Origin of the sequence: Mariniflexile litorale (genome assembly GCF_031128465.2) — a bacterium.
GTDB lineage: Bacteria > Bacteroidota > Bacteroidia > Flavobacteriales > Flavobacteriaceae > Mariniflexile > Mariniflexile litorale.
The window spans coordinates 590,167-606,468 of the sequence record NZ_CP155618.1 but is presented as its reverse complement, the minus strand read 5'-3'; the positions used below and the strand labels follow the sequence as shown (position 1 = coordinate 606,468).

The window sequence follows — 16,302 nt, the reverse complement described above, 5'->3', positions numbered from 1 at the left end:
AAAAATGATATGGGTATGAAAAATTTAAAGCTATTCTTCTGTTTTTTTATAATAAGTTTTGCTTCTGTTTTTTCGCAAAATAAAGAGAGAGCTACAGGGATATTTCAAATCGTAAATCCAAATTATGATTTAAGTCCAAAAACAGGTATGACAAAACAGCATTGGAAAGATGCCGCCATGTATTTGTTAGAAGGCGCTTTTAGTTATATCCATACATTGGATGATCCCATGAAGTTTCCAAAGCAACCTGGGAAAAGTTATCCCCATGATGAAAGAAGAGTGCCTACCGAAAAATTAGAAGGACTTTGCAGAACGTTGTTTGTAGCTTCTCCAATTTTAAAGGAGCATCCAAATTTGGTTATTAACAACATGAAAGTTGCAGATTATTACCGGTATCAAATAAGTCAATTAATTAACCCAAACAGCCCTTCATATATAGTCCCTAGAGCTAAGAATGGAGGTCCTAGTCAGAATTTAGTGGAGTTTGGAGCCTTGGCTCTGTCTTTACTGGTAAACCCAGAGGTATTATGGGAACCTTTACCTCAAACTCAAAAAGATGAATTAGCCAGGGTTATGCTAAGTTATGGCGATGGCCCAACGGTAGATTCTAACTGGAAATTTTTTAACATTTTTGTGTTAAGTTTTTTTAAAGAGCATGGTTATGAGGTTAATGAGACATTGTTAGTCGAATATTTAGAAAAATCATTAACACATTATAGAGGAAATGGTTGGTATAACGACAGTCCTGCCTACGATTACTATAGCATGTGGGCTTTTCAGATGTATGGGATGGTGTGGTCTCAATATTTTGGAGATAAATACTATCCTGAAATAGCAGAAAAATTTAAAGAGAATTTTAATGGATTAAAAGATAATTACCCATACATGTTCAGTGAAAATGGCGAAATGATTATGTACGGACGAAGTATTAGTTATAGAACAGGATCTATTGTGCCATTTCCATTAATGGGTTTTCAAAACGATGCTCACGTAAATTATGGGTGGATGCGCAGAATTTCATCGGGTGTTATAAAACAATTTTTTACACACCCCGATTTTATGAAGGATCAGGTGCCAACACTAGGGTTTTATGGACCTTTTGAGCCTACAGTACAAAATTATAGTTGTAGAGGAAGTGTGTATTGGATGGGAAAAGCATTTTTTGGTTTGTTAGTGCCAGACGATAGCCCTTTTTGGACCGCAAAAGAGAATAATGGTGCTTGGGAAAAAGAGTTACAGAAAAATCAGGTTTATAATAAGTTTCAAGGTGAATCGGAAGTTTTAATTACAGATTATCCAAATATTGGAGCAGCCGAGTTGCGCGCTTGGTGTCATGAAAAAGTAAAGGACGATTGGCAAAAATTTCGTTCCACAGAAAATTATAACAGACTTTCTTATAATAGTGCTTTCCCATGGCAAGCTGATGGCGAAAATGGAGAAGTAGCCATGAATTATGTTATTAAAAACAAAAAAGATGAATGGGAAGCCTTTAGACTATATACTTTTAAAAAGTTTGAAAATGGTATTTATTACAGAGATGTTGTTTTAGAAACCAATGAAAATATTAAATTCAGTTTAGCTGATGTGCCTTTAGCTAATGGCATTTTGAGAGTTGATAAAAATAACAGCAATCAACCGATATCTATGCGATTAGGACATTATGCATTGCCTAAGTTAGATAAAGAGATTGTAACCACTACTAAGAAAGTTAAAGGATATGATGTAACAATTATAGATAATGGTAACTATCAATTAGCGATGGTACCCCTTTTAGGGTGGAACAATATAGAAGTTTTAAATACAGAAGGATTACACCCAGAAAGTAACGAGAGTTCAGTAATAAATCTGATGCATAATAAAACTTCTAAAAAAGAAAATTCAAGCATTTATGCAACCTTAATGCTTTGGAAAAAATCGGGAGAAACCTGGACAAAGAAAGAGTTGTTGCCCATTAGAAAAATTACAAATTTAGGTGATAATACAGTTGTCATTAAAATTGAAGGAAATACAGAAAAAAGTATTCAATTTTAAAAACCGACAAAATTTTTGAATGCGTTATCTATTAAATAAAAATGAATAGACTCCATGGCATTTATTTAACGGTATTGCTTTGCTTTTTACAAGCTAATATTTTGCAAGCCCAAACCTTTGAACGTGTTGAGTCGTTTGTAGGGTTGAATACCCTAGAAGATAATAATGGAGTTTCAGTTGCCGATTACGATCAAGATGGCGATTTAGATATTTTTGTGGTAGCTAAAGCACAAGATGAAGATTCTAAAGAAACCACACACAGTAAATTGTTCACAAATAATAATAATGGAACATTTACAGATGTAACAAATGCTTCAGGATTAATCAATTTATTTTCCATCACCGAATTGACAGACGCAACAAGTGCTCTAAGTGGCTTTAAATTTGGAGCTTTTTGGGGTGACTATGATAATGATGGGTTTCCAGATTTATTCTTAACCAATACCAGTAAAATTTCGCTATTTCATAATGAAGCCGATGGCACTTTTAAAGATGTGACATCTGATGCTGGTTTTCAGCAATATGGTGGATGTGTAAATAATGGAGTCACTTGGTTTGATTATAATAATGATGGTTTTTTAGATATCTATATATCCGATTGGGAAACTGAATGTGGAGGAAATCGTTTGTATAAAAACAATGGAAATGGCACTTTCGTAAATGTGAGCGATATATTTCAAAGTGTTGTGAATAAACATTCATACCAAAGTGTTCCTTTTGATTTTAATAATGATGGCTGGTTAGATTTATACATAGCAAATGATTTTGCATCTGAAACAAACGACCTTTTTATAAATAATAATGGTGTTAGTTTTACTGAGGAAGCTGCTAATTACGGTCTTGGCCATTCTAAGGATGATATGGGAATAGCTATAGGAGACTATAATAATGATGGTCTCTTTGATTTTTTTGTAACATCAATTTCAGCAAATGTGCTTTATTCAAACAATGGTGGCGTTAAATATACAGAACAAGCAGAAACATTAGGAGTGTCTAATACCTATTGGTCTTGGGATGTGAATTTCTCAGATTTTGATTTAGATAGAGATGAAGATTTGTTTATTTTAAATGGTTTTGAATTTGGAGGTAGCTCTAAACAAAACAATGTTTATTTTGAGAATTTATCGAATAATGGCAGGGTTCGTTTTGTTGATAGTTCTAATAAAACAGGTTTAGGAGCACTTACATTGAGTGTGGCTGAAGCCGTTTTTGATTTCGATAACGATGGCGATTTAGATATTTTTGTAACGAATGGTGATAGGTCTCCATTTTTTTATGAAAATAAAGTAAATGATTTTATAGAATCTAATGATAATCTACATTGGTTTAAAGTGAAATTAGAAGGTACAACCTCCAATAGAGATGCTATTGGAACCAAAGTATCTATAAAAACAACGGGAGGTTCTTTACATAGATATTATACAGGTAAAGGTTTTTTGTCTCAAAGTTTAAAACCCATTCATTTTGGTTTAGGTAATGATGTTCAAGTTTTAGAACTTAAGATTATTTGGCCCTCAGGCATTGTAGAAACTTATAATAATCTGATGTCTGATACCACAATATTAGTAAAAGAAGGCATAGGTTATGAGGTTATAGAAACTGGAGCTAGTAAAAAAATATACGGCTGTACAGATCCTAATTCATGTAATTATAACCCCAATGCAACTATAAGTACAGGAGACTGTAATTATTTGCAAACAGTCGATATATCGGGAAATATCAATGCTTTAAAAAACAGCGTAGAATTTTATAACTATCCATTAAAAGAGGGGTCTAGTTTATATTGGGAGGTTGAAGGAGGTATAATAATTGAACAAGGTGATAGTTCAGTAAGAGTACAATGGAACGATGCCGATCAAGGGGAAATATCGTTAATAGAATCAAATGGTACTTGCGTAAGTATAAAAGTAGCACTAGCGGTTAGTTTAAATGATGAAACTACGCCAATACCATTACCGAAAACTGAATCTCTAGCAAGAATATGGAATGAAACACTATTGTCTTTAATCAGGAAAGACTATGCTAGACCCACTGTTCATGCCCGTAATTTGTTTCATGCAAGTATTGCCATGTATGATGCTTGGGCTATTTATGATGCCGTTGCGCAACCCTACCTCATAGGGAATACGCTTCATGAGTTTACAAGTGATTTCACCGAATTTACAGCAAATGAAGATAAAACTGAAGCTAGAAAAAAAACAATAAGTTATGCGATGTATCGGTTGTTGTCCCACAGATTTAAAAATGCTCCAAATCCAGAATTATCACAAGGCATCATAGATGGTACGATGAGTGAGTTAGGCTACGATGCTTCAAATGTAGAAGAAGATTATAGCACTGGAAATGCTATAGCCTTAGGGAATTATATCGCCAATCAAATTATAAATTATGGTTTAGAAGATGGGGCTAACGAAGTGAATTTATATAAAAACAGTTATTATTCACCTGTAAATACGGCTCTGAATTTGTCAAATCCAGAAAGTATGCTATCTATGAATCCTAATAGGTGGCAACCTTTAAGTTTCAATACATTTATAGATCAAAGTGGAAATGTTATAGAAGGTGATACGCCTGCTTTTTTGGGACCCGAATGGGGTCATTTGCATCCGTTTTCACTTGAAGATGTTGATAAAACAACTTTTAATCGATCTGGAAATGATTATCATGTTTACCACGATCCTGGAGCTCCACCGATTATTTCAGACGATGATTATAAATGGACCTTTTCATTAGTCTCAAAATGGGGATCTCATTTAGATCCAAGAGATGGTGTGCTATGGGACATTTCCCCGAACTCAATTGGAAATATTTCAACTAGCCAATTCCCACAAAAATATTACGATTATAAAAATTTTTATAATGAAATTGAAGGAGGAGATATAGGTATGGGCTATGTTGTAAACCCATACACAAAAAGCAGTTATGAAGAGCAGTTAGTGCCTAGAGGGGATTATACGCGGGTGTTGGCAGAGTTTTGGGCAGACGGTCCAGACTCAGAAACACCACCAGGGCATTGGTTTACAATATTAAATTATGTTAACGATCATGAATTACTTCAAAAGAAGTTTAATGGTCAAGGATTGGTTTTAGATGATTTAGAATGGGATGTTAAAGCTTATTTTATTCTTGGAGGCGCGATGCATGATTCGGCTATATCGGCTTGGGGCATAAAAGGGTGGTATGATTACATAAGACCTATTTCAGCCATTCGTTATATGTGCGAAAGAGGGCAGAGTTCTGATCCTACAAAATCCAATTATAATACAGAAGGCATCCCCTTAAAAGAAGGTTTTATAGAAATGATAGAGGAAGGCGACCCATTAATAGGGAATGAAAATGAAAATCTAGGTAAAATAAAATTGTACTCTTGGAAAGGACACGATTTTATTGATGATCCCGAAGTGGATGAAGCAGGTGTTGGATGGATTTTAGCAGAAACATGGTGGCCTTATCAGCGTCCAAGTTTTGTAACGCCACCATTTGCGGGTTATGTTTCTGGCCATTCCACATATTCTAGAGCTGCGGCAGAAGTGATGACCTTATTAACAGGTGATGCTTATTTTCCAGGAGGTATGGGTGAGTTTTTAGCAAAAAAGAACGCGTTTTTAGTATTTGAGGCAGGGCCTTCTGTGGATGTTAAGTTGCAATGGGCAACGTATCGAGATGCTTCCGATCAATGCAGTTTATCAAGAATTTGGGGAGGCATACACCCTCCAATCGACGATATTCCGGGTAGAATCATTGGAGAGAAAATAGGGAAAAAGGCATTTAAATATGGAACGACTTATTTCAATGGTTTAGAATATGAAAACCTAACTGCTTCGCTATCAAAAATAAAGGTGTATCCAAATCCTTTAAACACCACTTCTAACCAATTGTTTGTTACTAATACTTTGGAAAGCGATAGTATTTATATATATGATATGAATGGAAGACTGTTGCAAGTACCATCCAAACAGTTTGATAAGAATACTAGTATTACCAGATTAAGTTTGTCGGAAACATTATCAACAGGTATCTATATTCTTAAAATTAATAGCGAATCAAAAAAGTTAATAGTATTTTAGTCATTATATTCCATCAAACACCATTATGCATATTTTAAATTATAATTTAACAAAAAAAAGTAATACAGGTGTTGTTTTGTATAATACCCATGTTATTTAATTTTATTCTGGTGTTTCAGTAACAATTGCTAAATCTTATAAAAGAAATTTAAAAATGATGTTTCACTCAAAATTGCTAAGTATACTAATAGGTGCTTTTTTATATCTAAGTATTCCTGAACCTGAATCAGCAAAAAATACCTTCGTTGTAAAAAACAGTTTAAACATAAATCGTTCATTTGAAACTGTAGAAATAGATTTGAACCTATTTGAACTTAAAGAATTAAAAGTAAATAATCGTTATGCTATAGTAGATATAGTTACTAAACAGGAAATTGTTTCACAGGTAATTGATGTTGATGAAGATGGAGAAGTAGATCAAATTTTATTTCAACCCGAGATGAAACCAAACTCAGAACGTGTTTTTGAAATAATAATTAAAAAAAAACAAACTAAAGATACTGAGCATTTACGTTGTTATTCACGTTTTGTTCCTGAACGAACAGACGATTATGCATGGGAAAACAACCGAGTCGCTTTTAGAACATATGGGCCCACAGCACAAAAAATGGTTGAAGAAAACATTCGTGGAGGCACATTATCTAGTGGTATAGACGCTTGGTTAAAACGCGTAGAATACCCAATAATAAACAAGTGGTATGAAAAAACAACCTCTGGGAAAGGCTCGTACCATGAAGATACTGGCGAAGGATTAGATAATTTCCATGTAGGAGTAAGTCGTGGTGTAGGTGGGGTGGCTGTTAAGAAAGATTCAACTTATTATTTTTCAAGAAACTTTACTAGCTGGAAAACGATAACAAACGGCTCAATAAGAACTAGTTTTGTTTTAGAATATGAGAATTGGGATGCCAATGGAACTTTAATTTCAGAGAAGAAATATATTTCATTGGATTATGGAAGTAACCTTTCAAAATTCACTATCGAAATAAAAGGGGCTGATACTATTTCAGCGGGATTAACTTTGCATAAAAAAGATGGTGAGATTAATACTTCTATTGAAAATGGTTGGATAAGTTATTGGGAACCCTTTGGAGATTCGGAATTGGGCCAAGGTATTGTTGCTCCCAAAAGTAATATGGTGGGTTATCAAAACTATAATACAAATAAAGTAGATGAAAGTAATTTATATGCACATCTAAAAGTAACCAATAATAAAGTTACATACTATGCTGGTTTTGGTTGGGAAAAAAGTGGACAATTCAAGTCTAAAGAAGCATGGAATAATTATTTAGCTCTGTTTTCAAAAAAAATAAACACACCATTAACAATAAAAATATTAAATTCTAATAATTAGTTATTTAAGAGAATGTATTCTTTAATACATATTAAGAAAATTAATGTGTATATCCTGTTTGATCCTATTTTGTTATAAATTAAATACTTGTATAAAAATAATGATTAACATACCTTCAAATGCCTGCATGTTTTTTTCTGCTTAAAGATTAAAATTATAGCAGTGTGTTTTATTGATTGAATTTGTTCAATCAGTCTTTATTACTTCAATTTTAGCCATTATAGAATCCATTACAGCTATTGTTTTGGTAAATGGTTGTTTTGTACCCTTTTTTTTACCGAATTATACCCCTTTGCTTTAGTCGATTTTATCGAATTTTAGTAATGTTTATTTAGAAAAAAGCCCATAAATATATTGTAAATGCCAAGTATCTAAAGAAGTACACCAACTAAAACCAATAAAACAAACTAAACTAATTATTAAAATGAAAAAAAACAGCTTTTTATTATTACTAATCTTTACAGTTTTTGTGTTTCAAACACATGCTCAGGATCCAGGTTTGCCCATTAAAGCAAATTTAAACACCTCTTTAAGCGGAATTAAAACCTTTACAAATAGTTCCAATGTGGATGTTATAGTTTTACCCTTATCAAACAAAAATGAATTTACCTTAGAAGTTAATGCTCAAATTAATGAGGCAGCAGGAAGAGGTTTAGATGTGGAGTTTACTAATGATTTTGGTACAGGTTTAAGAACATCGTTAGATAAAACCAGTTTTAATAGTACCAGTCTTTTATCTGCAATTGAAAATTTAAGTAGTACTGTTAATAATGCGCAAGAGCAAACATACCGCTATGCTGTTAAAGACGGAGTGGCTCATATTTATCAAGATGGTCATTATATCTCATCAAAACCTCTTATAGCTTTAGAAGGAGGGACTGAAACTACGCCAGTATTAAATTACGGTACGGATAATTTTTTAGCAACTTGGGCAGGAGTTGCTAGCAATAATTCGGGTAGACCTACAGATTATGGATGGGTTAATCCATCTGTTACATTCAATACGGCCAATGCGGGAAGTGGTGTGAGGTATATGGATGTTACTTCTGGTCATACTTTTGAAAATGGAGGAGCAGTATACCAAGGACGCTTAATGTATATGCGTTGGGACGGTAATAGCTATTCTACATCTACATATAGTTTTCCTGTTAATTTAGAAAAAGGATATCAATACGAGTTTTCTTGGATATATGAATATATAGCTAATGCTGCTTCAGGTGCTAAAATGAATGTTGCAATTTCATCAAATGTAGATGGTTCAAACCCTATAGAGTCTAAGACATTTATTAGCGGAACCTCCTATAAACTAAAAGAAGGTGCTCTTTCTTTCGTATCTCAAACGGAAGGTATTCACTATTTAACGATAACAGGAGATTGGGCTCTTTTCGGCATTGGAGAATTAAATCTTAAATCTACAAACCAAATTAATAATTGGGATGGTCTAGTTGATAATCATTCAGGCTCTCCAAACACCTATGGTTGGAGTAATACATATGGCAGTTTGCCATGGGGTGTATCAAACTCTGGTTTAGGTATTCGTTATACAGATGTTACGTCTGGACACACCTATGAGTCAGATAATTCTAATTTTGTTGGGCGATTATTATATGTAGGCTGGGATTCTGTAGCATATGAAACGTCTACCTATTCTTTTCCTGTTGATCTTATAGCTGATAAAGGTTATAAATTTTCTTGGATATATGAGTTGCTAAGTGGAGCCACATCTGGAGCAGAAATAAATGTTGCTATTTCAGCTTCACAAGATGGAACAAATCCTATCGAAACAAAATCATTTACAACTGGAAATGTCAATAGTTTAAGGGAGGGTGAATTGTTGTTTAGTCCAATTACCGATGGCACATATTACATAACCTTAACAGGTGATGCTGCACTGTTTGGTATTGGGAAATTGGGGGTGAAAGAATTTGTGCCTTCTAAAATTGTTATTGGAAAAAATTATATTAATGGAATTGTAGACATGGTGGTTAATTCGGTAACGTATGAAGATCTTGCTTATGCGCCAGCAGAAGTAAATGCACCGTCGTTAGAAGTTTTAGATATAAGTAGTGATATATATGCCAATGTTTATGCAAAATCAAAATTAGAGTTGAATGGTGCAGCATCATTCTATTTAAATAATGCTTTCAATCCTTTAGTTAATTCCACAGTAGATATCATGTCTTCTAATGCACGTTTGTATTTTGAACATGTAAAGCCTAGTGTGGTCATGAGTTCTTTTCTTAACTTAATTACAGTTAATGGAGTTCAGGCTCAAAATGACGTAAATGTTGTAATATCAAATTTTGGTACAGGAACGGTTATTCTTCCTCACGAAAGCAATTATACGCCCTTAGAAGTTTTTACTGAAGAAAATTATACAGGTACTTCGCAGCAATATGAAATTGTAACCCCACATCAGGATTTAGGTATGTTTGATAATAATATCAAATCATTTAAATTAAAAAAAGGCTATATGGCAACTTTTGCATCTAATGCAAACGGCACAGGATACAGTAGAGTATTTGTTGCACAAGAAGCAGATTTAGAAATACCTGTTTTACCAGCCTATTTAAATGGTACTACATCGTTTATTAGAACCATGAGATGGAATGAAGTTACTAAAAAAGGATGGGCTGGTAGCGGTACTGCTGCCGATGCGACAGCAGCTACAAACAGTACGTGGCGTTATAATTGGGACACCGGAGCTCATACGACTCCAGATGTAGAATATGTGCCTATAAGACATAATTTATATTGGCCAAGTTTTGGGCCTGCTAACACCAAAGCTGGTTACACCCACTTTTTAGGGTATAATGAACCAGATCGTCCAGACCAATCGAATATGACAGTTGAAACAGCCATAAGTAATTGGCCTGCTTTTATGGAGTCTGGTTTAAGGCTGGGTTCACCTTCTACATCCGATCCATTTAATGTTTGGTTGGGTAATTTCATGACCGAAGTTGAAGCTAAAAATTACCGTGTTGATTATATGGCATTGCACTGCTATTGGTATAAATCGGCCACACAATGGGCAAACGATTTACAAAATATTTATAATAGATATAAAAGACCTATTTGGATAACAGAATGGAACATAGGTGCAAACTGGACAGGAAATTCATTTCCAGATGGTCCTAGCATCATTACAGATGCCAATGCTACAAAACATAAAAATGATTTAGTAGCGGTATTAAATGTTTTAGATAACGCAGATTATGTAGAGCGTTATTCTATATACAATTGGGTGCAAGATGCACGAGCAATGATTCTTACTATAAATGACGATTTTAGAACAAGAAACCCCGATTTTGAAAATTATAAGTGGCTTGAAACGGCTCCAATAATTTCTAGTTCAGGCAGTGATTATACGGTGCTTACCCCCGCAGGTGAATATTATGCAAATAATGCTTCGAAAAAAGCGTATAACCCGAATAGAGAATATATACCTACTTGGAAACCTTTAGTGGAGAGTTTAAGCGATAAGTTATCTTCAACTTATGATAGTGTAGAAATTAAATGGACAGGTAACAATAACGATTTAGTTAATAAATATATTTTAGAAAGACGATTGAGTGGCGAAACAGAATTTTCGGTTTTTTACGAAACAACCGATTATACGACATTAAGTACAACTGATGTTATACACACGACTGCTGAATACAGAATGAAAGTGGTTGGTAAAGATGATATTGAATCAGCTTATTCAGAAATACTAATTTTTCAACAAGCTGTAACACCAGATGCTCCTGCAGATTTAACAGGAGAGGCAGTGTCTTCTTCAATAATTAATTTAACATGGTCTGCAGTTAGCACTGCTGAAGGCTATGATGTTAAAAGAGCGACTACTGTAAATGGCGTTTATGAAACAGTTGCAACTAATTTAGTGAATACTACTTATGAAGATTCAGGATTAACAGACAATACAACTTATTACTACAAAGTTTCTGCGTCGAATTCAGGAGGAGAAAGTGAGGATTCTTCATCAATACAAGTTAATACTTTAGAGTTAATCGTACCTATTCAAGTTTCTAATATTTTGTTAGGTTCTGGTGATGCTCAAGTGAAACTTGAATGGGATTTCATGTATGATGCTCAGTTTTATATAAAACGATCAACCTCAGCGTCTGGACCATTCACGACGATAGCTACATTGGATTTAGATACGACTCATTATACAGACTTAACAGCAGTAAATGGTACGACCTACTATTATAAAATTTCTACTTTTAATACAGCTGGAGAAGGAGCAGAGTCTGAAGTATTGATGTCTAACCCTAAGCTGGGCCAGCATGCTTATTATGATTTTGAAGAAAATACAGGTACTGTGGCTCACGATCAATGGGGTAATTATATAGGTGCATTAGCCAGTTCTGCTAGTTGGACTTCGAGTGGTAACATAGGTACTGCGGCTAGTTTTAATGGAACTTCTAGTTCGTACATTCATCTTAGAGACGGTATTGTTGAAGAGTTAAATGATTTTACTATTTCAGCTTGGGTAAAAATAAATAACGTAGCCAATAATTCAAGAATATTCGATTTTGGCTTCAATACCGGGAGCTGGATGGCTTTTGTACCATACACTAATAATAGAATGAAATACAAAATTACCTATGGGGGTGCTTCAAGTGAATTGATAGCAGATTATATATTACCAACTAGCGAATGGGTACATATCGTTTTAGTTCAAGAAGGAGATACTGGTAAAATTTATGCCGATGGTTCTGAAATAGCTAGTGGTCCTGTAACGCTTAAACCTTCGGGAATGGGAAAAACAACAGCAAATTATCTTATTAAATCTCAATGGTCTTCAGATCCTTATTTAAATGCAGCGATGGATGAGTTTAGAATATACAATAGAGCTTTAAGTGTTAGTGAGATAAATACAATGATGAATTCCACGCTTGATGTTGAAGAAACGGTACTATCTTCGAAATCAGAATATATATTTTATTCTGTAAATAACGCGTTAAATGCTGTTCATAATGGTAGTGAGGATGTCGATTATAGACTTTATACTGTCGCAGGGCAGTTAGTGTCTGAAGGAAAAATGGCATCAAGAGGTGTTACAAATATAGGTGTCTATCCATCAGGTATTTATGTTGTGCAGTTAGATGAAAGTATAAATGAAACAACCTCGGTTAAGGTACTGGTAAAGTAACTTTATATTAACATAACCTTATTTTATTAAATGCGGTAACTTATTAGTTAAGTTGGCGCATTTTTTTTGATTAAAAGGGTGTTTTTTAACAAATCACGTATATAACCTATACTAAAGAATTGATAATAAGCATAGTTTACACGTTTTTAAAAACTCATTTAATTGGTTATTAGTGTAATATGGCTGTTTTATACCCTTTTTTTTGCTGATTTACAACCCGTTTGTATTTAAGTCTATAACGAATTTTATAGCATTAATCCAATGTTAACTAAAATTATTTAAGACATGAAAAAAATTACAAGATTACTTTTTGCTACAATGTTATTGTTTGCAATGAGTACTGTAGATGCACAAAATTTAATACCTGATTGGGACGCGCTTGGAAGAATAGGATTAGGAACAGAGGCTAATAAATGGGGTTTTGCAGCCTCAACAGGTGGAACAGATTGGGGAACTGCTAATGGTGGTGGCGTTAGGTATCGCGATGTAACCAATGTTTCAATTGATAACGGAGGGACTTTTACAGGTAGGGAGTTTCTATATCGTTGGGAAGGAAGTTATATTGGTTCAACCATGTCATTAGGTTTACCTACACATGCTGGGGTTGAAACCGGGCAAATAGGAATAAGTTTAGAAGCAGGAAAAGCATATAGTTTTTCTGGGTATTATGAGTGGATTAACAATGCGGGTTCACCTACTTATGAGTTTTCTATATCAGATGCACCAGTAGGAGGCAATATTTTGGTAACCAAAAGTTATTCTACATCAACAAAAACCAGGTATTATCCGTTTGATATTTATTTCGAAGTACCATCACATGGTGACTATTATATTCAATTAAAACAAACCAATGGAATTAGTGGTTCTCAAGGTGGGCTTATTGGTCTGGCTGAATTAAATTTAGAAGAAACAGCCATAGTGATACCACCAACGCCTTACTTAGCAAGAGGGGTTAAAACATTTACCACAGATGGGACTTGGTGTTGGTTTCAGGACCCAAGGGCCTTATATCACAAAGGAATAAAAGAGCAAACCTATACAGGTTGGATCACTAGCGATGGTAAAATACAAGTTGCAAGTTACAATCATGCAACAGGAGAGATCATACAAACAACAGTTAAAGATGATTTTCAAATAGACGATCACAACAATCCTACGTTTTTAGTTAGAGACGATGGGCGCATTATGGTGAGTTATTCAGGCCATTTCTTTGGACCTATGCGTGTTATTGTTTCAGAAAACCCGGAAGATATTACTTCTTTTGGAGCAGAAGCCACATTTGGAACTTCAGTTACGTATGCAAATCCCTATCAAATAGGGAGTGATATTTACATGTTTTACAGAGATGGAAGTTCTTGGCATCCAAGCATCGCTATTTCAAATGATGGTGGGTTAAGTTGGGGGGCTCCTCAAACATTAATAAAAAGAGATGCAGCTCAAAAAAGACCTTATGTAAGATATACTCAAGATAGTCAAGAAGGGGTACACATTACTTTTACGACTGGACATCCTAGACAAGAAGCTTCCAATAAAATTTATTATGTTTATTTTAAGGATAATAAATTTTATAAAGCTGATGGTACTTTTATCAAAGATTATACAGGAACAGCTTCGGCTTTAGATATTGATGCTGGCGAGCCAGAAATTGTTTATAATGCATCAAGCGGAAAAGGTTGGACTTGGGATATTGCTCTCGATGAAAATGAAAATCCGGTGATTTTATATGCAGCTTTTCCAGATGATTATAACCACCATTACTATTATGCTAAATTTGATGGTTCACAATGGAACAATCATCATATTGTGAATAGCGGAAAATGGTTCCCACAAACGCCTTCAGGCGGTAGTGAACCAGAACCCAATTACTCAGGAGGAATGAGTTTAGACCCTAATGATGTCTCAACAGTTTATTTGTCAAAACAAGTAAACGATGTGTTTGAAATTTATAAATATCAAACACCAGATGAAGGAGCATCATGGAATACCACAGCAATTACAGAAAATACACCAGCTGATATTGTTAATGTAAGACCAGTGGTTCCAAGAAACCATCAACCAGGTTTGTTTGATGTTATGTGGATGCGAGGCAAATATATTACTTATCAAAACTATCATACATCCATCATGTATTACAGCCCTAATGATGAATTGAAATATTATGATTTTGGCACACAAAATTCGGCGTTAGATGCAAATGCTATTAGAGTAACAAACACCTCTATGGATAATACTAATTTTGGATTTGAAGATGTTTCAGGATTGTTATCAGTAGATGACTCTCAGACTAATAATGCAGAAACAGATTATGTTAGCGGAACCAGTTCAGCAATATTTAAGGCTAAATTGTTCAATGGTACTTATGAAGTCACTGTTGTTCAAGGAACAAATACCGTAGCGCTTAGTGGACAAACTATAAAGGCTAATGGTGTTGAGGTTGTAAGTAGTGGAACATCTAATATGGGTGAATGGAAAACCTACACTTTTGATGTAGATATAAGCAATGGTATATTAAACTTGGAAATTAGTAATTCTAACGGGAATGGTAATCTTTGGGTAATTAATAGTTTATTGATTGATACCAAGGAGCTAATAGTTAATGGTTTGAATATATTAGAAGAGAATGTATTATTATATGAAGTAGATGATACGCAATTACATTATTCAACATCTCCTGTAGAAGCCAATCCAGAGGACATCACATGGTATTCTGATGATGATACTATTGCTACAGTAGATGCTAATGGTCTAGTTACGGCAAAATCTACTGGTTCAACAACTATGTATGCTAGTATGTATAATGGTAATTTAGTAGATTCTTGTATTATAAATGTAAATGCGATAGTTCCTCTAGCAAACAAGGTAACATTCGATTTTGGAACTCTTACATCTCCTGTAATGGCAGATGCTATAAGAATTGATGAAACTACTCAATTAAACGAATCTTACGGATGGGTAGATACTAGTAGTATTCTATCACGAGATAGAGGTAGCTCTATTACAAATCCAGACTTAGATTTTGTGTTAGCTTCTGTAGATAAAGAATTTCAAGTGTTTTTAGAAAATGGTATATATCATATAACAACAACGCATGGGGATAGTCAATTCAGTCATGATAAAATGAATTTATTTGCAAATGGGGCCAATGTAGCAACCGATTTTTCAAGCACTTTAGGAAATTATATCACCAATGAATTTGATGTAACTGTTGAAAATCAAAAATTAGTGATTAAAATAGGAGATAATGGTGGAAGTGATGTGAATTGGGTATGGAATACCTTAAAAATAGACAAGACAAGTTTACGAATCTTGGATGACAAATTAGAGACAACCCTAGGAATTAAAACGTATCCTAATCCTGTAAAAGATATATTGTACCTAGATACTCATATTAAAATTTCTAGTTTAAAGATTTATAATATATTAGGAAATATGGTTCTTGCAAAAGCAGGAGTTATCGAAAATGGCATGAATTCAATCAATGTTTCTGAGTTATCTAGTGGTCTTTACATCATGCATATAGTTTCTGCTGAAAATAATAAATCTCAAGTTTTCAAGTTTTTTAAATAAATAAAATAGAAACATGGAAAGGTAAAACAGGCTTTCTTATAGAAATCTCAGATAAAAAATTAGTCATGCGAAAACGATGACGTGTTGAAATAATACCTGAGATTGGGTTGGTAGATAAGTCCTTT

Annotated in this window: 5 protein-coding genes; all 5 read left to right on the top strand. The window is 34.1% G+C overall.

Annotated elements, in window-relative coordinates; genetic code table 11:
- Positions 1-15 precede the first annotated feature (15 nt).
- The 5 genes from QLS71_RS02325 (at position 16) to QLS71_RS02305 (ending at position 16,177) form a co-directional block, all read left to right on the top strand.
- Entirely contained in the window at positions 16-2,031 is a 2,016-nt protein-coding gene (locus QLS71_RS02325) for a DUF2264 domain-containing protein (RefSeq protein WP_308991142.1), read from the top strand.
- Positions 2,032-2,072: 41 nt separating this feature from the next.
- Entirely contained in the window at positions 2,073-6,098 is a 4,026-nt protein-coding gene (locus QLS71_RS02320; protein ID WP_308991143.1) for an FG-GAP-like repeat-containing protein, read from the top strand.
- Between the two features lie 154 nt (positions 6,099-6,252).
- Positions 6,253-7,452, top strand: a complete 1,200-nt coding sequence (locus QLS71_RS02315) for a DUF4861 family protein (protein WP_308991144.1) — start codon at positions 6,253-6,255, stop codon at positions 7,450-7,452.
- Between the two features lie 424 nt (positions 7,453-7,876).
- On the top strand, positions 7,877-12,610 hold the full coding sequence (locus tag QLS71_RS02310; RefSeq protein ID WP_308991145.1) for a glycosyl hydrolase: 4,734 nt from the start codon (positions 7,877-7,879) through the stop codon (positions 12,608-12,610).
- Positions 12,611-12,895: 285 nt separating this feature from the next.
- The gene (locus tag QLS71_RS02305; protein WP_308991146.1) at positions 12,896-16,177 is read left to right on the top strand and encodes a BNR-4 repeat-containing protein; all 3,282 of its coding nucleotides are present in this window, start codon (positions 12,896-12,898) and stop codon (positions 16,175-16,177) included.
- The last annotated feature ends 125 nt before the right edge of the window (positions 16,178-16,302 follow it).

Bases quoted from the DNA above. Each gene is read 5' to 3' on its own strand.
- QLS71_RS02325 (WP_308991142.1), top strand. From the start codon at position 16: ATGAAAAATTTAAAGCTATTCTTCTGTTTTTTTATAATAAGTTTTGCT.
- QLS71_RS02320 (WP_308991143.1), top strand. From the start codon at position 2,073: ATGAATAGACTCCATGGCATTTATTTAACGGTATTGCTTTGCTTTTTA.
- QLS71_RS02315 (WP_308991144.1), top strand. From the start codon at position 6,253: ATGATGTTTCACTCAAAATTGCTAAGTATACTAATAGGTGCTTTTTTA.
- QLS71_RS02310 (WP_308991145.1), top strand. From the start codon at position 7,877: ATGAAAAAAAACAGCTTTTTATTATTACTAATCTTTACAGTTTTTGTG.
- QLS71_RS02305 (WP_308991146.1), top strand. From the start codon at position 12,896: ATGAAAAAAATTACAAGATTACTTTTTGCTACAATGTTATTGTTTGCA.